The organism is Holdemania sp. 1001302B_160321_E10, assembly GCF_015552275.1.
In the GTDB taxonomy this organism is placed as follows: Bacteria; Bacillota_I; Bacilli_A; order Erysipelotrichales; family Erysipelotrichaceae; genus Holdemania.
Genome location: NZ_JADNEM010000006.1, coordinates 41,559 through 60,036, shown reverse-complemented (window position 1 = coordinate 60,036; position 18,478 = coordinate 41,559). Strand labels below are relative to the sequence as shown.

Genomic DNA, 18,478 nt, shown 5'->3' with positions numbered 1-18,478 from the left:
GTGCGATATGGATGCACGTAAAGGCAATATTTATGAGATATTGAACGGAAATAAGCAATTCTTGATTCCGGTTTATCAGAGATTCTACAGCTGGGATATAGATCAGTGTAAACGACTTTGGAACGATATTGTAGAGATGCAGAGAAAAGGTAAAGTGGGCCATTTTGTAGGTTCTATTGTTAATATTGCTGAACAGGCAATGCCAACAGGTGTTCAGAAATATATGATTATTGACGGCCAACAGCGAATGACTACCTTAACACTGCTTCTTCTGGCTTTGCGCGATTATGCAATAAAGAATCCGAATGACACAACAATCAATGCTCGTCGTATAGATAATATGCTTCTAAAAAACGAGTATGAAAGTGGTGATGAACGATATAAGTTACTGCTGACTGAAACAGATAGAGATATTCTTATAAGCCTTGTTGAGGAAAAGCCAATTGCAGAAGGCACTAGATCAAGACTGATTGAAAATTACAGTTTTTTTGCTAGCAAGCTGGCTGATAAAGAAATTCAGCCTGCAGAGGTATATGAGTCAATTGGAAAATTACAAATTGTTAATATCACATTAGATCGTGCTGTTGACGATGCACAGGCAATTTTTGAAAGTTTGAATTCTACTGGTAAGGAACTTTCTGAATCTGATTTGATTCGTAACTATGTTTTGATGGGATTAGAGCCATCTGAACAAACTTATGTATATGAACATCTTTGGCGGCCGATGGAACAGCTGTTTATCTATGAAACGCAAGGAACGGTAATGGATGCTTTCTTCCGTCATTACTTGACTATGAAACTTTCTCGTATTCCAAAGCAAGGACGTGTATATGAAGAATTTAAATTGTATCATTTGAATTGTGAATTTGGAACTATCAGAGAATTATGTCAAGATTTGCTTGAATATGCAAAATATTATACAAACATTGTATTCAAGCGAAATACTGACACGGATTTAAAGAAGTTATATGAGGACATTATCGATTTAAGAATGGAGGTATCTTACCCGTTCTTGCTGAAAATTCATCATGACTGCGTAGAAGGACTAATTACATCAGATGAACTAAAGGAAATTCTGAAGCTTTGTATTAGCTATGTTCTGAGACGTGCAATTTGTGAGATTCCGACCAACTCAATGAACAAAACATTTGCAACGTTGAAAAATTATATTAGACCAGATGATTATATGAATTCTGTTAAGGCATTTTTCGTGATGCAGGATACATATAAAGAATTCCCGGATAACGATAAGTTTGAAGGTGCATTTGAAAGCCGTGATATTTATAATATGCGTGCTAGAAATTATATTCTTAGTCGTTTGGAAAACTTTGAAAACAAAGCTCCAATTATAATAGAGAATTATACCATTGAGCATATTATGCCGCAGAACAAAAATCTTTCTTCAGAGTGGCAAGCTGATCTTGGTGCCGAGTGGCAGGAGGTTCAGAAAAAGTATTTACATACAATTGGCAATCTTACTTTGACTGCATATAATTCTGAGATGAGTGACAGACCTTTCTTGGAAAAGATGGATATGCCGGGTGGATTCAAAGAAAGTGCACTTAGGCTTAATAAATATGTGGTTTTACAAAATAAGTGGAATGAAAAACATATCCAAGAGAGAGCAAACGAATTATCAAAGAAAGCAGAATCTATTTGGCCATATCCAACTTTAACAGCTGCAGAACTTGCGCCATATCAAGTAGAAGAAAAAACAGTGCAGAAGTATTCCTTGGAAACGTATGATGTGAATGCTTTTACAAGAATACTGTTCGAGTCTTTAGATAAGCGCATTATGAACTTATCCCCTGCGGTTAAGAAGGAATATAAAAAGTTGTATGTTGCCTATAAACTGGATACTAATTTTGTTGATATTGTTTTTCAGAAACAAAGATTGCGTATCTCGATTAATATGAAGTTTTCAGAGATTAATGACCCTAACGGTATTTGCAAAGATATTACCGGTTTAGGGCGTTGGGGAAATGGCGATGTAGAATTGTTTATGGAGCATCAGGATGAATTAGATCAAATCATGGAAATTGTGAAACAATCCTTTGATGCACAGGCAGAATAATGATTTTGGGACGTTAAAGGAGGTCCTCCTATTTGAAAAAGAAAAAAAACGAAGTAACCATCCGTTCCAGTGCAGCAGAATACTTAACCTATGTTGCCTCTGTTGGTGATCAGCAGGATAGTATTGAGATGCGCTATGAGGATGAGAATATATGGCTGACACAGAAAATGATGGCTACGTTGTACGATGTCGGTACTAACACTATAAATTATCATATTAAGAAAATCTTTGAGGACAGTGAGTTACAGGAGGATTCAGTTATTCGAAAATTTCGAATAACTGCCGATGACGGAAAAAGCTACAGCACAAATCACTATTCCTTAGAGATGATTATTGCAGTAGGCTTTAAGGTAAATTCTGAGCGTGCGGTGCAGTTTCGTAAATGGGTCAATCAAATTGCCAAGGACTATACCATCAAGGGATGGGTTATGGATGATGAGCGTTTGAAAAATGGTGGATCGGTGCTTACGGTAGAATACTTTGACCGTTTGCTTGAGCAAATTCGTGAGATCCGTTTGTCTGAGCGTAGGTTCTATCAGAAGATAACGGACATTTATGCTACTGCTCTTGATTATGATCGCACAGCAAAAACGACAAAGCAGTTCTTTGCCAAGGTGCAGAATAAGATGCATTATGCAGTTCACGGTCACACGGCAGCAGAGTTGATTTACGAGCGAGCTGATGCAGATAAGCCACATATGGGACTGGCCACTTGGGCAGCCGCACCGGAAGGCAAGATTGTAAAAAGTGATGTGAGTGTTGCAAAGAATTATCTTTCTGAGAAGGAAATGCGTTCATTAGAGCGTATCGTTTCGGCATATCTGGACTTGGCAGAGGACCGTGCAGAACGTCACATCCCGATGACAATGGAGGACTGGGCAAAGCGTTTGGATCTATTCCTGATGGCTGATGACAGAGAGGTCCTTCAGGATGCGGGCAAAATCACAGCAGAGATTGCCAAGGCTAAAGCGGAGACTGAATTTGAAAAGTATCGAGTCATTCAGGACAGATTATTTATGTCTGACTTTGATAAGTACATGCTGGAATTGGAAGAAAATGCGAAGAAGTAATAAAATTGCTTTGCTTTTTCAATGCCGGATTTTCAGGCATAACAAGGTCGAGTGCATGGGACTTACACAGTTCTAAATCTTGTGAAAATGCCGTTGACCTATCCCCTGCACACGAAACCGCCAGGGTTGAGGCAACGGGGATTGCTGGCTGCTGAAGTCGTCACTATAATAGTAAATACAAAGAAAAACGCTGACCATTTCCCTGTTGCAAACGGGGGTTAGACAGTAAAATGAACAGCAATAGTGTAGGTATATTTTGGATTGTAAAAACCGTTGATATGTTTCCGTAGACAAACGGACTATTCCGAAATATCACGATTATGTTGTTATCAATCAGGGCCTTTCAAGCCATGTGGAAACGGTATGCTTATTGTCCAAACTAAATACGAAGCAGCATATCGAGGTTGAGATTAAGATGGATGAGTTGGATCTTACTGCTGCGGAGAGCAAGGCTACCTATGAAGAAATTAAGGCGATGTGCTGGAGCATAGCGGTATGAAAGTCAGTAGCCTGTATTAGTACTCAGATGAAGTATAAATGTGGTATCATTGAGCGTGAAAATTTTAATAAACCGAAATCTGGGTATGCAAAGCAGCCACAGTGCCCAGTTGAAAAACAGGCAGCGATTATGGAAGCACTAAAGTATTTCAATATAATATAAATACGAAAAACTTATGATTAAAAGCACGTTAGCGACTTAGTCGTTAGTGTGCTTTTTTCTGTACACCCGACATGGGTGATAACTAGACGGTGAAAGTCCGTTGCGCGGTTGTGGCAACAAGCATTAAAGCGCTAGCCGAAGGCAAGGCGATTATCGTGAGGTAATGGCTGAAGGAAGCTGGATGTTGGGAAAACCAACGGGCAAAATCTCGGGCTTACGAACAGAAATCGAATAGGAGGCTGCTAGCCGGGACGACCTTGCACAACAAAGAGAAGTCCAAGTTGCCGAACATGGCGAAACAGTAAATTCGGAGGCTGCACGAGAGGAAAGTTATCACACCTTCTTCGGGGAGACCTTATCGACGTGGAAACGAGGTGAAGAACGTCACGCAGTGGAAACGTAGTAACAACGAACGATAAGGAATGCCCAAGGGGGCAGACTCTCAGCAGAAGCCATAGTAGCGAAGAAGTTCCGTAACGGGAAGGGAGCGAAGGGCAGAACAAAGAACCAGCTTTGAGATTCAAGAATGTAGGTTATCCCCTCAGAACAATCTGTGTTCAGCCTCCAGGGTTGTGAAGATTGGGGGATAACAAGCGACGGAAAGGAAAAAGCAGACATGACAACAGAAATGATAGAACGGATTCTATCCAAGGAAAACCTGGAAGAAGCCAAGTGTAAAGTGATGAGTAACAAAGGAAGTGCGGGGGTCGACCGCATGAAGACCAGTGAGTTACCGAAGTTTATTGAAGAGCACGGGGAAGAACTGTGTGAAGCAATACGGCGAAGGAAATACAAACCCTTACCCGTAAGACGTGTAGAAATCCCAAAAGAGGACGGAAGCAAGAGAAACCTGGGAGTACCAGCAGTCAAAGATCGGTGGATAGAACAAGCGGTATGCCAAGTACTAACCCCCATCTTTGAAAAGGAATTCTCAGAAAACAGCTACGGATTCCGCCCGGGAAGAAAAGCGGAACAAGCGGTAATTAAAGCACTGGAATTCATGAACGATGGGTATGACTGGATCGTGGATCTGGACCTCTCTAAATTCTTCGACAATGTGAATCAGGATATTCTGATGATTCTGGTTCATAAGGTGATCAAAGATCCAGATACAGAATCCTTAGTAAGACGAATCTTACAGGGAGGCGTACTGGTAGAAGGTACTTATGAAGAAACGAAGATCGGAACAGCACAAGGATCCCCGATCAGTCCACTTCTGGCAAACATCTATTTGAATGAATTTGACAAAGAGCTAACGTCGAGAGGGCTGCATTTTGTCCGGTACGCGGACGACTGCATAATCTGCGTAAAAAGTGAAGCGGCAACGAATCGAGTCATGAGCTCAGTCACAAAATGGTTAACAGAACACCTGCGTGTAGAAGTGAACGCGACAAAGACGAAAGTAGCCAGACCGAAGGAGATCAAATATCTGGGATTTAGCTTCTACCAGAAGAATGGAGAATGGAAGCCGAAACCCCATATCAAATCGGTGAAGAAACTAGAATACAAACTGAAACCGCTGTTAAAGCGGAATTGGGGAGTATCAATGGAATACCGAATGAAGAAGATTAATGAGGTAACCCGAGGGTGGATTAACTACTATCGAATTGCGGATATGAAAAGGATATTGACCCGAATAGAAGACAAAATCCGATTTCATATCCGAATGTGTTACTGGAAACAATGGAAGACAGTCAAAAACCGAGCGAACCACCTTTATTTTCTGGGCATGCCAAGATACTGGTGCTGGCTATATGCCAACACACGAAAGGGATACTGCAGGACAGGGAGATGGCTAGGGAGATGGATAACGAACAAGGTACTCAAACAAAAAGGTCTACTCAGTTTAGTAGACCATTACACAAAAGTTCATACATTTCAACCAATCACGTTGGTACTTTGAACCGCCGGACGCCGAACGGCATCTCCGGTGGTGTGGGAGGAGCTAAGCTAAGGAAGAATTGGCTTCCTTAGCTTCCTACCCGATTACTAAAGATGACTCTCGATAATTTGACTAACAATCAGCAAATGTAGTATAATTGTTCTGTGTTATAGAACGTAGAACGATTATAGAAAGGAGGAGCCGAATTGCCCGCAAAAGTGGCTGCTGATAAATCTTCAGAAAAAGCCAAGAAGAACCTTGGTGCTTTAATCGTGCGATGCCGTGGAACGCTCAGCCAATCCCAATTAGCCAAAAGGGTTGGTCTTCCCCGTTCTAACATGAAATATATAGAAGACGGTGTTAACGCTCCAACAGCGGAGGTCTATGACAAGCTGATTAAGGAGCTAAAACCAGATTTGCAGACACGCCAGCGTATGGATCGTCTGTATATGGCGATTCGGAAAGTTCCTCCACCAGATATTTGCCGAACTATCATACAAAACAAGGATTTAGTAGATGCAATGCGAAAGCTGGAAGGCTGCAATTTGACTCCTGATCAGATCAAAAGTGTTGCCGCCCTGTTTGCGTCTTTTCAAGAGAATAGAGAAGGAGAACCCACAAAATGAGAGATAAGTATTTTTACGAAGTAATGTTTGATGATACGTCCATTGACGTAAGCAAGGAAGTTGGGTTGGTCTGGTCCATTGCCAACTCCCTCCGTGGTGCCTATACCTCGGATAAATATAAGGACGTTATTATCCCCATGGTCATCATCCGCCGGTTTGAGTGCGCTTTAGAGTCTACCAAAGATGCAGTTGTAGCAAAGTACAAGCAGAACCCTAACCTCCCAGCTGCGCTTCTTTGCCAGATTTCCAAATATCCCTTTTACAACACCAATGAATTTACCCTGAAACGCCTTCTGGATGACAGCGACAGCATTGCGTCCAATCTCAAGTCTTACATTGAAGGCTTTTCCGCCAACATCCAGCTGATTCTGGAAAAGCTGCTGAAAATCAGCACCCAGATCGACAAAATGGATAAGAGCAACCGCCTTTACAGCGTGGTTAAAAAGTTCTCTGATTTGGATTTGTACCCCGCTCATGTAGACAGCATGAAGATGGGTTACATTTTCGAGGATATTATCCGTCGTTTTTCTGAAAACGCCGAGGCCGGTGATCACTATACGCCCCGTGAAGTGATTCGTCTGATGGTCAATGTACTGCTGGCAGAGGGCTGCAACGACCTGCTGACCGATGAGGGTAAGATCGCCACTGTACTGGACGCCGCCTGCGGTTCGGGCGGTATGCTGTCCACTACCTATGACTTCCTGCGCCGCAAAAATCCCTATGTGGATGTGCGTTTGTTTGGACAGGAAATCAACCCCGAATCCTACGCCATTTGTCTGGCAGATATGCTCATCAAAGGCCAAGATGTGAAAAACATCATGGGTGATGAGGAAGCCAATACCCTGAAAACGGACTGCTTTCCGGATCAGAAGATGCGGCTGGTGATTATGAATCCTCCGTTTGGTACGCCCTGGGGAGGCAAAGATGCACCGGAAGGACAGGAGAAGAAAGTTCGTGAGGAAAACAAGAAGGGCGGACGGTTTGAGTACGGTCTTCCCGGAACCGGTGACGCCCAGCTGCTGTTCATGCAGCACGCCATCAATAAGCTGGATGAGAAAAACGGACGTGCAGCGATTATTACCAATGGTTCGCCTCTTTTCTCCGGCGGAACCACCAGCGGTGAAAGCCAGATTCGGCGCTGGATGCTGGAGGAAGATTTAATTGAAGCCATTATTGCCCTGCCTACCCAGCTTTTCTATAACACCGACATCGGCATTTATATCTTTATTCTGTCCCGCAATAAGCGCCCTGACCGCCGTGGAAAGGTGCAGCTGATCAATGCGGTGGATATGTGGAAGCCCCTGCGCAAATCTTTGGGCAAAAAGCGTCGTGAAATTGATCGGGATAGCATGGTGAAAATCACCGAGCTGTACTCCAACTTTGAGGAAAATCAGTACTGCAAGATTTTCCCGAACGAAGAGTTTATGTACAAGGAGTATGCGGTCTACCAGCCGTTGCAGCGCCGGGGTGTGCTGGATGCGGAGAGCATTGAGCGGCTGCGGACCAGCAGCTACTTTACCAGCAACTCCAGCATTTTCAATGAGACGGATTTTAAACAGCTGAAAGAGATGAAACCTCGCAGTGCTGCCGATGAGAAGAAATATCAGAAATATCTAGCGGGGCAGCAGTTTGTGGCGGATGTGTTGACCATCCTGGAAGCCAACTGTTCTGACCATGTGTTTATGGATTACAGCGAGTTTGAAAAGCACCTGAAATCACTGCTGGGCAAGGTTGAAGGGATGTCTGCCAGCCGGTTGACCGGCATTGCCAGGGTGCTGGCGGTGATAGACAAAACTGCCGTGGTTCAGAAAGATCGCAAGGGCGAAATGATCAAGGATACTACTACCAAGGACACCGAAATCATCAAGCTCACCCAGGACCCAGAGAAATATTTTGAGGCGGAAGTCTATCCCCATGTACCTGACGCTATCTGGGCCTATGAATTTGACCCGGAGAAAAAGGAGAGCGCTACCAATAAAGAAAAACTGGGTGCAGAATTCCCGTTTACCCGATTCTTCTACGAATACAAGGAGCCGGAAAAGGCAGATGATTTGCTGGCACAGTTTATGGAACTGGAAAAATCCCTCTCCGAAAAAATTGCAGCCTTGCAAGAAAGTGAGGGAGTGTAATGGCAGAGCAGATGAAATCCAGTGGGATTGAGTGGATTAAGGATATTCCATCATCATGGGAGATCAATAAGGTCAAATATTTGGCAACGGAGCCTGGAACTTTGTTTCTTGATGGTGACTGGATAGAAAGCGATGTAATAGAAGAAAGTGGTATTCGTTATCTAACTACCGGAAACGTTGGCGCTGGATTTTATAAGGAGCAAGGATGCGGATACATTTCCGAAAAGACTTTCTCAGAATTACATTGCTTGAATGTGTACCCAGGTGATTTGATGATTTCACGGCTTAATGAACCGATTGGAAGAGCTTGCATTATTCCGAATACTGAATCCCGTTATGTTGTGGCTGTTGATAACGTTATTTTGCGTCCAAATGCCAACTATAATAAAAAGTTTATTATGTATGGAATGAATGCTGATGGATATGCTGAACACGCCAATATGATTGCCCGTGGTGCAACAATGTCGAGAATCAGTCGAAGCCAACTGGGACAGTTTTGGCTTGCTTTTCCAAATATTGAAGAACAACAGGCTATCGCAGATTTTCTTGACAAAGAATGTGCTCAGATTGACAGCATTGCCGCAGATTTGGAAAAGCAGATTACGCTTTTGCAGCAATACAAAAAATCCCTGATTACCGAAGCGGTAACTAAGGGGATGGACAAGTCTGTGCCGATGAAGGATAGTGGGGTTGAGTGGATTGGGAAAATTCCCGAACATTGGAAAATTAGCAGGGTGAGGCACCTTGCCAGTCTTTGCAGTGGAGCAACTCCAAGCAAGGATGTATTGTCCTATTGGGAAGGTAATATTCCTTGGGTATCATCACAAGAAGTAAAATCCGATATTATTGAGGATACAAGTCTTCATATAAGTGAAGAAGCAATTAATAATTGCTCTACACAACTAATGCCAGCTGGTACCTTGGTAATGGTTGTACGTTCCGGAATCTTACAGCACACTATACCGATTGCGTTGTTGGGTGTTCCCGCCACAATCAACCAGGACATTAAGGCATTTCAATTCAACCATTTGATGCTTCCAGCTTATTTTAAATACTACATACAGGGAGAAAATGATGCACTTTTATCGGTGATTATTAAAGACAAAACGACAGTAGAGAGTGTTGATAATCAACTTCTATTATCACTAAAGATTATGGTTCCTCCTATTGAGGAGCAAAAAACAATTGTAGCTTTTCTGAATTATAAATGTCGTTACATTGATAAAATCTTAAATGATAAACAGGAACAATTGAATCTGTTGATGCAACACAAAAAATCTCTCATCTACGAATATGTCACCGGCAAAAAACAAGTAAAGGAGGTGCAGTGAGATGGTCATCAAAGCAGGAGAATTAAAGGAACGTGCAGATTATCAGGCGTACATTCTGGAAATGCTGCGGGAGGAAAACGGCTATCATGTGCGCCCCTCTACTGCCTACGATCCCGGCTACGGCATGGATGTGGAGCTGCTGTTCTCCTTTTTGCAAGCCACCCAGCCGGATGCATTGGCACGGCTGGAAAAGCTCTATGGCGACAAGACCCGCCAGACCATCCTCAACTACATCAACAATGAGGTCAATAAGAAAAACCGCAGCCTGCTGGATGTACTGAAGCACGGCGTGGAGTTTGATAACGGAGTATCTCTGACCCTCATGTACCGCAAGCCTGCCACCACCTTCAATCAAAAGGCGGAGGCGCTGTATCAGCAAAATGTCCTCTCGGTGATGGAGGAAGTCTGGCACAAAGAGGGCGAGCGCATTGACCTTGTAATCTTCCTCAACGGTATTGCCATTTTCACCTTTGAGCTGAAATGCAATACCAGCGGGCAGAACTATGAGGATGCGATCCGTCAGTATAAGTTTGAGCGGGATTATAAGACCCGCCTGCTGAAATTCAAGGCAGGCTGCCTGGCTCACTTTGCCATGGACTTGAACGAAGTCTATATGTGCACCAATCTAAAAGGAAAATCTTCCTTTTTCCTGCCGTTCAATAGGGGCTGTGGCGTTGGTATTCATTCCGGTAAGGGCAACCCGCACAATGAAAACGGGATCAATGTTTCCTATATGTGGGAAGATATTCTCAAAAAAGATACAGTGCTGTATCTGATTGATAAAATCATATTCCTGCAAAAGGAGACTAAGAAAGACCCGGATACCGGTAAGCGTGTCACTAAAGAAACCTTGATTTTCCCCCGATATCACCAATTCAATGCCGTGCGCAAGCTAGTGGCAGATGTCGTAGAACACCACAGTGAGAAAAATTATCTGATTGAGCACTCGGCAGGCAGCGGCAAAACTAATACCATTGCATGGCTGGCTCACCGTCTCGCCTCTTTGCACGACAGGGAAAACAAAGTCATTTTTGATACGGTCTGCATCATCACTGACCGTATCGTGGTAGACCGTCAGCTTCAGAAAGCAGTACTTTCACTGGAGCACAAGGCCGGTCTAATCAAGGTCATGGATGAAAAATGCACTTCCAAAGACCTGGCGGATACCCTTAACGGCAATACCAAAATCATTGTGACCACCATCCAAAAGTTTATGTACATTCAGGAACTTGTGCGGGAGCTGAAAAGCAAGACTTTTGCCGTAATCATCGACGAGGCGCATTCTTCTACCGCCGGAACTGCTATGGAAGCGGTAACGTATGCTCTTTCGGAGAGCCGCAAGCTGAGCGAGGCCACCCCTGTTGATGTGTCTGAAGAAGAAAAATCTATGGGCGATATCATCGAGGACGAAATTGCCCGCAGCGGAAAGCAACCCAATGTTTCCATGATTGCCTTTACCGCAACCCCGAAACCAACCACTTTACAGCTGTTCGGCTGCCTGAATGAAGAAGGAAAAAAGGTTGCTTTTGACCTGTATTCCATGAAGCAAGCGATTGAGGAAGGTTTCATTCTGGATGTACTGCAAAATTATGTGACTTATAAGACTTATTTTGAAATTAACAAGGCCATTGAGGACGATCCTGAGCTGGAAACGATTGCCGCAAAGCGTAAGATTGCCAAGTATATTGAACTGCATGATACCAATATTGCTCAGAAAGTGGAGATCATTATCGAGCATTTCAAAAATAGAATCATGCAGGAGTTAGGCGGCAAAGCAAAAGCCATGGTCATTACTTCGTCACGGCGGGCAGCAGTCAAATACCGGAACGAGTTTGAGACCTATATTTCCAAGCATGGGTACACGGGTATTCGTGCACTGGTGGCGTTTTCGGGTAAGGTCTCTCTTGATGGACACGAATACACCGAAGCGGTGATGAACGGCATTAAGGAAGAAAATTTGCCGGAAGTGTTTGACAGCAACAGCTATCAGGTGTTGTTGGTGGCGAATAAGTATCAAACCGGCTTTGACCAGCCGAAGCTCTGCGCCATGTATGTGGACAAGCGACTGAAGGGAGTCAATGCTGTTCAGACTCTTTCTCGCCTGAACCGTATTTGTGCACCCTATGATAAGAAAATATTTGTGCTGGATTTCAAAAACGAATATGAGGATATTCAAGCTTCATTTGCCCCGTTCTATACCGAGACAATTCTGAACGAGACCATCACCCCTTCGGATATCCGAGCGGTGGAAGCCCAAGTGGATCAGTATAATTTTCTTGATATTGACAATATTGAGGAATTCAACGGATATCTGTATCAGGATAAGCGAACATCCAAAGAAAAGGCTCAGATGTGGGCGTTGCTGGATAAATCCCTACAAATCATTAATCACCACCCGGAACTGGAAAAGCTGGAGATTCGTGCGACGATCAAGCGTTTCCTGCGGTTTTACAGTTTCCTGATTCAGGCAACCTGTTTTGAAAGCGTGGATCTGCACAAGAAGTACAATTTTCTTTCGTACCTGATTAAGGAAGTCGAAGTGGGCAGCTGTGGAAATGATTTTAACATTGCTGACAAAATCACTGCCTCTAATTTCCGTCAGAAAAAAACTGGGGAACACACACACAAGATAGAATCCAAGCCGGAGGTCAGCCTGCCGACACCCAATGAGGTCTTTATGGATGAAGCTGTGAAAAAGAAGCTGTCCGAGATCATTGATGAGATCAATGCAGCGTATAACAAAAAGTTCGATGTTGATGTGGCTTCCAAATCCGCTCTGCAAATGAGAGATATTCTACTGAAGAACGGACATCTGCGGGATAGCGCACGGAATAATTCGCTAAAAGATTTCGGCTTCGCTTATTTTGATGCTGTACAGGACGCTCTGATTGCTGGGTATGAGCAGAACCAAGATTTTTTTGCTCTCCTGCTTGATAATGACGAGAAGAAGCGCGAACTGATGCAGGTGTTTTTGGATGATATTTATAAGAAATTAAGAGAAGAATAGTATCCTTAAAAGTATGACTCGCAAGTATATTACAAATTGCTCTGAAGTAAAAAATAGATACCGCTATGTGGGCTAATTCTACATAGCGGTATTTGCTTTAATCTTCTTTTGAATTTTGGGTTATTGCGGCCCCCGGCATATTATTCGGGTTTTTGAGTAGCTTAGATAGGATTAGTATCCGCAGGAAAGCAGAAAAATCTTCTGATAAAATTTTTTCAAAAGGAATCTTCATCTTGTTGCAAAATTCGTGTATCACGATTTCTTCGTTGCTGCCTTTTTGCATGGCCTGCTCAAATTTTCCTTTCACATCGCCCAATGTAGGCTGTGGATCAGCTGTTATTTTATCCTTTATGTGTTTTTTCCGCAGATCACGGACAATGATGTCCAGATCATCATGCAGAATATGATTGAAAAAGTCGTTTTCCTGAATCTGTCCTGTTCCAGTGTTCGGATATAAAGGTAATTCTCCACTGGAGAATGTTCTTTAAGAATGGTCTACCGGGTAGCTTCCAGAATCAGATTCATTTGGTTCACCCGCATATCAGCGATCCGGTCAATATAGATTTCCATATCAACCATCTGCCGCAAAAAATTCGGATGAGTCGTTAGTTCACAAAGCAGGCGGTTGTTGATCTTTTCGTTGCTTAAAAGTTCTACCATAGCGTCTCTCAGATGCAGAGCTTGAAGCTCTGTATTTGGGTGATTTTTATTTTCCGACATGCCCATCAGATAATCAGTGGACACTCCGTAAAACTTTGCCAGTGTCGCAATCGCAAATGGGCTGATGTCTTTGTAGTCATCGCTCTCATATTTCCCTAGTGCAGACTTAGACGGGCCGGTCTGTTCTGCCAGCTGTTCCAGCATTAGGTGCTTATCCACCACTCGCAGGTCTTTAAGCCGTTCCGGGATCGACAGTTTTGTGTTTATCAAAGCACCTTCTTGCCAACGGTTTTTGTTTTCCATATAGCACATTTCCGAGAGCGTGGAAATATGCGGTATCATGTGTTTTTCCTGCGTCTTGGACATACGGGAGCAGCTCTCTTTTTTCGGTAAACTGGTTCTTGTCAAGAGACATAAAACCTTGAAAAATTAATGATCGGCTGCAAGGAAGATGACTTCCGGGGAAGTGCCGCCATGATAAGAGCGCATAAAAGAGGACAATACGCTGGGAAAAATCCTGGCAGGAATATTTTGCAGACAGACCGTCAGACAGAAAAATAATTGATGCGGGACATACCGCACCAAATGAATGGAAGTAGATCATTATGAAACTGAATATGAAGGTAAAGAAAATTCTTTACGCTTATGCCTGCCCCAGCCCTCACAACACAGTGACAAGGCTGAAAGGGCTGACAGCATCGACTGTTGACCCGGAGGCGAAAGGATGCTTCATCTTGCTCGTAAAATTGAGACAGAGACAGATGAAATGTGGTATGAAGCTTTTTATCACCATCTGCGTATGGAGATGGACGAATACTGCCGGATCAGACGCAGTCTGAGTGCGCTGAAAGCAAACAATGATTATGAGGAGAAACTATTTGAGGAAGCTGTCTAAATTTGAAAAAGAAACAATCATCAACTGGAATGAGGGCGTGACGATTGCCAGTATCTACACCTTTAATGCCAACTTGAAACGCAGACTGGAGGTTTTTAGTCGGAAGTATCCCCCGCTGTGTCGCTTAGAGCGTAGCACGCCGGAAGGTAGTGTGACTTATGTACTGGACAAGTCTCGTCTTTCGATTCGGCTGGTGCCCCCGTACAGCGAAGAACGGCTGGCGGCTACAAGGGAGTACGCAAAAGAACATGGCTTTCAGGTCATACAAACAGAAGAAAAAATTGCTTAAATTGAGGGCGATTTACGAAAAAACATCAGGTCTGCACCCTATGTTTTGAACGGCAATTTCCGCAGGTGTATTCCGTATCCAGTTTCTGCGGATTGATGTAGATGTATGAATACGGAGCCGGAAAACTGGAAGACACCATATTATCAGAGGTAGAGGCCGGTTTTTCAGGTGCCGGGTACAGGTGTGCAACACCCTGTTGGGGTCAAGGGTGAAACGCCTTGCCCAGAGAAAGCTGATGCCTGCGTCAACTTGTACAGGGTATTACCTGACGCAACACTTCGCAGGTCTGGCGGCTTTGCCGTCCTCTCCAGCTCGGAACATTTTTGCAGGAAGGAGGAAAAATGTTTGAAATTAACAAGACACAATTGTCAATCCGGTAAGCATTGCACTTACAATTCCCGGCACAATGACCGCCGGTTCGATTTAGAAAACAGCGAACACATTGACGCTGAGCGTGCCAGACAAAATGTGTACTGGGACTGCTACCGGGGCTTTACCACCCACGAATTTCGGGAAAACCCTGAGCAGCCGGATTTTAGCTTTGAAGAAATTGAACGGATGTACTACTATGATCACTATGTCGACCATGTTAATGCCCAGCATGCCCGGAATGAAAAATCCGGCACATTGAGCGCAACCGCACTGTGGATGATCTTCTGAGAAAAGTTTTATCACCAGAACGTGTAATATAAAAATCGTGACTTTGAAAATTTTTGAATCAACAAGTAGTGAAAAGAACATTATACAAACGATTGATAAAGAGGAGGAATGAGCAATGAGAACAATTACTGTTAAAGGCGTAAGCAAGGTAACGGTCAAACCAGACTATATTGAAATTACTATGAAATTAGAAGCCAAGAGTAAGTTGTATGACAAAGTAATGGAACAAGCGACTGAACAATTATCCCGATTGAATAATGCTCTGGAAGCGATCGGTTTTGAAAAAGATTCTTTAAAAACCTCGGATTTTGACATACAGGCAAATCAAGAGCGTCGCAAGGATATTAGAGGAAATATCATATGGGTATTCAGTGAATTTGTATGCAAACATCAGCTAAAATTATCATTTGACTTAGATTTGGACAAATTAGCACAAGTTTTGTCTACACTTGCAAAGTGTTTGGCATGTCCTGAGCTAAACATTGCCTTTACAATAAAGGATACAGCTGCATTGAACGATGAATGCGAAACACAAAGCGGTGCTACTATGTGAAGCTTCAGGTGTGAAATTGGGACAGTTGCTAATGATTGATTATGACTGGAAAGAATTTAACATCTATTCAGAGACAAATATTGATTTTATGCAGAAGTATTCGTATGATTCTTCTCCAAAAACAAAGTATATGAAGATGGAACCGGATTCTATTCATGTCAAAGACACTGCGAATTATATCTGGGAAATTGAGTAGCATGTCTCTTTTAATAAACAAAAGCTTTATCGTAATAAAGAACAGCCATAAGACTTGCGAGAATATGCCAAAGTTGAAACCAGGCTTAAGATCAAGGTGTTTGTATCTCCTAGGATTATACTTCAGGGATTGAATCCACAATGAGAAAATTCGTACAGGTGTGGCCAAAGTCAATCCAATCAAGACGCTGAGGGAATTTTTTACAGCCAAGGTCGGACGATGACCGTATTATTCTCGATAATACAGGATATTACCATCTTCCAATCGTTGAACAGTTTCTTAATGAAAAGATCTTTGTCAACATTTTCTTTCCTAAGCTTATTTGTAGGATTTTGTATTAGGTTGATATGGATGTTGCTATTTCATAAGATTTGACGAATTCTATTTGAAAGAATGAATCTCTTATGAATTAAACTCAGGCAGTGACGTTAAATAATTAGATTATTATAGAACATTTTATATAGGTTTAAAGAAATAAAATACCTAGACAGGTTATTAAATATCTGTGGTATCATTGGTATAGGTTTATTTAACTAGATTTGAGGAGACGTCTGATGGACGCAAGACAGAACCTGAAAAAATATTTTGGTTATGATTCTTTCCGAGAAGGTCAGGAGAAGATCATTAATGCAATTCTTGCTGGGTGCGATGCATTGGCAATCATGCCGACAGGGGCAGGAAAATCAATCTGCTATCAAATTCCTGCTGTGATGTTGCCTGGGATTACGCTGGTAATTTCACCGCTGATATCGCTGATGATGGATCAGGTCAAGGCCCTGAATGAAGCGGGAATTCGTGCAGCTTTTATTAATTCATCCCTGAGTGAAGCTCAAATTACTAAAGCCTTACTGCTTGCTGAAAAAGGAGTCTATAAGATTATCTATGTCGCTCCGGAACGATTAGAAAGTCACGATTTTATTCATTTTGCCCGTCAAGCTGATATTTCCATGATTACCGTTGATGAAGCTCACTGTATTTCTCAATGGGGTCAGGATTTTAGACCAAGTTATTTGAAAATTATCGAATTTGTCAAAAGTTTGCCAAAACGTCCGATTGTCAGTGCATTTACGGCAACCGCAACGCAAGAAGTAAAAGTAGATATACTCTGTGTTTTAAATCTGATTGAACCGGAGGTGGTCGTGACTGGATTCGATCGGAAAAACTTATTTTATAGTGTAGAAAAAAGAAAAGATAAAGACCATTTTGTTATAGAGTATGTTGAGAAACATGCAAAAGAAAGCGGAATTATCTATTGCGCGACTCGCAAAAACGTAGATAACCTTTTTATGTTGCTTTCCAAACAAGGTGTTTCTGTCACCCGCTATCACGCCGGATTAGACAAAGAAGAAAGAAAGCAAAATCAGGATGATTTTATCTATGATCGAATTCCGGTCATTGTGGCAACGAATGCTTTTGGGATGGGCATTGATAAGTCGAACGTCCGGTATGTAATCCATTATAATATGCCTCAAAGCATGGAAAGTTATTACCAAGAAGCAGGTCGTGCAGGCCGGGATGGTGAGACGTCACAATGCATCCTATTATTTTCTGCCCAAGATATCATGATCAACAAGTTCCTGCTGGAAAATAAAGATTTTTCAGATCTTTCTTCTGAGGAAATTGAGATTATAAAACAACGGGATGCCAGGCGTCTTAAAATTATGGAGAATTATTGCAGAACCAATGGTTGTCTAAGAAATACCATTTTAGATTATTTTGGGGAAAAAGTAATAAAACCTTGCGATAACTGCGGCAATTGTATGAAAGACTATAAAAAAATTGATATGACTGAAGAAGCGAAACAGGTTATCAATTGCGTTGCAGAAACAAGAGGCCGGTACGGATTAACAATTGTATTGGGAACTTTAATCGGTGCAAATCGTGCAAGACTTAAAGAGGTAGGCACGAATCGTTACAAAACCTATGGAGCATTAAAGAAATACTCTGAGTCACAGATCCGAGAGCTCATCTATGAACTCATTAATCAGGGATATTTGATTCAGTCAGAAGACCAATATGGAGTTTTGAAACTAGGCGATATCACGATGCTGCAAGATGAGAATACCCATGTGATTTTAAAAGTCACTGAAGAAAAAACACAGGAAGCTGGAAAATTAAAGAGTAAGCAAAGAAATACAGACAAGCTTACTTCCGCCGGCTATGTTTTATTTGATGCTTTGCGTAAACTTCGGACAGATATTGCGAGGGAGGAAGGATTACCACCTTATATCATTTTTAATGATAAGACCCTGATTGAAATGTGTATTAAATTGCCGCTTGATGAAGAGGCGATGTTGGATATCGCAGGTGTCGGTGTTAATAAACTACAAAAATATGGACAACGATTCTTAGCGGTCATTGTGGACTTTAAAAAGACGCATCAAGAGGATAAAACTTCAATTCAAGATAATGTTTAAGTTTACGATATTTGAGTTAAAAGAAGAA

13 protein-coding genes are annotated in these 18,478 nt (G+C 42.4%); 12 read left to right on the top strand and 1 reads right to left on the bottom strand.

The window, feature by feature from the left end:
• The first annotated feature begins 7 nt into the window (after positions 1-7).
• The 7 genes from I2D94_RS05080 to I2D94_RS05050 all read left to right on the top strand — a co-directional run bounded on the left by I2D94_RS05080 (position 8) and on the right by I2D94_RS05050 (position 12,780).
• Positions 8-2,074: a DUF262 and DUF1524 domain-containing protein gene (locus tag I2D94_RS05080; RefSeq protein ID WP_195395837.1), complete on the top strand. Its 2,067-nt coding sequence runs from the start codon at positions 8-10 to the stop codon at positions 2,072-2,074.
• A gap of 32 nt (positions 2,075-2,106) precedes the next feature.
• Positions 2,107-3,144, top strand: coding sequence for a virulence RhuM family protein (locus tag I2D94_RS05075; protein WP_195395836.1), 1,038 nt, complete (start codon positions 2,107-2,109; stop codon positions 3,142-3,144).
• A 1,277-nt stretch (positions 3,145-4,421) separates the two neighbouring features.
• On the top strand, positions 4,422-5,708 hold the full coding sequence (gene ltrA / locus I2D94_RS05070) for a group II intron reverse transcriptase/maturase (protein WP_195395835.1): 1,287 nt from the start codon (positions 4,422-4,424) through the stop codon (positions 5,706-5,708).
• A 185-nt stretch (positions 5,709-5,893) separates the two neighbouring features.
• Positions 5,894-6,313 carry a helix-turn-helix domain-containing protein gene (locus I2D94_RS05065; protein WP_195395834.1) on the top strand — a complete coding sequence of 140 codons (420 nt, stop codon included), beginning with the start codon at positions 5,894-5,896 and terminating at the stop codon, positions 6,311-6,313.
• Entirely contained in the window at positions 6,310-8,442 is a 2,133-nt protein-coding gene (locus tag I2D94_RS05060; RefSeq protein ID WP_195395833.1) for a class I SAM-dependent DNA methyltransferase, read from the top strand. Before I2D94_RS05065 ends, I2D94_RS05060 begins: the two co-directional genes overlap by 4 nt.
• On the top strand, positions 8,442-9,773 hold the full coding sequence (locus I2D94_RS05055; protein WP_195395832.1) for a restriction endonuclease subunit S: 1,332 nt from the start codon (positions 8,442-8,444) through the stop codon (positions 9,771-9,773). The genes I2D94_RS05060 and I2D94_RS05055 overlap by 1 nt, the downstream gene beginning before the upstream one ends.
• Position 9,774: 1 nt before the next feature.
• A complete protein-coding gene (locus I2D94_RS05050) occupies positions 9,775-12,780 on the top strand; it encodes a type I restriction endonuclease subunit R (protein WP_195395831.1) in 3,006 nt (1,001 codons plus the stop codon).
• Positions 12,781-13,275: 495 nt separating this feature from the next.
• On the opposite strand, the gene I2D94_RS18205 is transcribed toward I2D94_RS05050, so the two are convergent.
• Complete coding sequence (locus I2D94_RS18205; RefSeq protein WP_229056764.1) at positions 13,276-13,743, bottom strand: helix-turn-helix domain-containing protein; 468 nt, start codon at positions 13,741-13,743, stop codon at positions 13,276-13,278.
• A 421-nt stretch (positions 13,744-14,164) separates the two neighbouring features.
• Here I2D94_RS18205 and I2D94_RS18200 point away from each other — a divergent pair, with 421 nt between their 5' ends.
• The 5 genes from I2D94_RS18200 to recQ all read left to right on the top strand — a co-directional run bounded on the left by I2D94_RS18200 (position 14,165) and on the right by recQ (position 18,450).
• Positions 14,165-14,335, top strand: a complete 171-nt coding sequence (locus I2D94_RS18200) for a hypothetical protein (RefSeq protein ID WP_229056763.1) — start codon at positions 14,165-14,167, stop codon at positions 14,333-14,335.
• Positions 14,319-14,624, top strand: coding sequence for a molecular chaperone (locus I2D94_RS05035; protein ID WP_195395830.1), 306 nt, complete (start codon positions 14,319-14,321; stop codon positions 14,622-14,624). The genes I2D94_RS18200 and I2D94_RS05035 overlap by 17 nt, the downstream gene beginning before the upstream one ends.
• A gap of 345 nt (positions 14,625-14,969) precedes the next feature.
• Positions 14,970-15,284, top strand: coding sequence for a hypothetical protein (locus I2D94_RS05030; RefSeq protein ID WP_229056762.1), 315 nt, complete (start codon positions 14,970-14,972; stop codon positions 15,282-15,284).
• Positions 15,285-15,399: 115 nt separating this feature from the next.
• Positions 15,400-15,837 carry an SIMPL domain-containing protein gene (locus I2D94_RS05025; protein ID WP_195395829.1) on the top strand — a complete coding sequence of 146 codons (438 nt, stop codon included), beginning with the start codon at positions 15,400-15,402 and terminating at the stop codon, positions 15,835-15,837.
• 750 nt (positions 15,838-16,587) lie between these two features.
• Positions 16,588-18,450: a DNA helicase RecQ gene (gene recQ / locus I2D94_RS05020; RefSeq protein WP_195395828.1), complete on the top strand. Its 1,863-nt coding sequence runs from the start codon at positions 16,588-16,590 to the stop codon at positions 18,448-18,450.
• Positions 18,451-18,478: the final 28 nt, after the last annotated feature.

Bases quoted from the DNA above. Each gene is read 5' to 3' on its own strand.
- I2D94_RS05080 (WP_195395837.1), top strand. From the start codon at position 8: ATGGATGCACGTAAAGGCAATATTTATGAGATATTGAACGGAAATAAG.
- ltrA (WP_195395835.1), top strand. From the start codon at position 4,422: ATGACAACAGAAATGATAGAACGGATTCTATCCAAGGAAAACCTGGAA.
- I2D94_RS05060 (WP_195395833.1), top strand. From the start codon at position 6,310: ATGAGAGATAAGTATTTTTACGAAGTAATGTTTGATGATACGTCCATT.
- I2D94_RS05055 (WP_195395832.1), top strand. From the start codon at position 8,442: ATGGCAGAGCAGATGAAATCCAGTGGGATTGAGTGGATTAAGGATATT.
- I2D94_RS05050 (WP_195395831.1), top strand. From the start codon at position 9,775: ATGGTCATCAAAGCAGGAGAATTAAAGGAACGTGCAGATTATCAGGCG.
- I2D94_RS18205 (WP_229056764.1), bottom strand. From the start codon at position 13,743: ATGGAAAACAAAAACCGTTGGCAAGAAGGTGCTTTGATAAACACAAAA.
- I2D94_RS18200 (WP_229056763.1), top strand. From the start codon at position 14,165: ATGCTTCATCTTGCTCGTAAAATTGAGACAGAGACAGATGAAATGTGG.
- I2D94_RS05025 (WP_195395829.1), top strand. From the start codon at position 15,400: ATGAGAACAATTACTGTTAAAGGCGTAAGCAAGGTAACGGTCAAACCA.
- recQ (WP_195395828.1), top strand. From the start codon at position 16,588: ATGGACGCAAGACAGAACCTGAAAAAATATTTTGGTTATGATTCTTTC.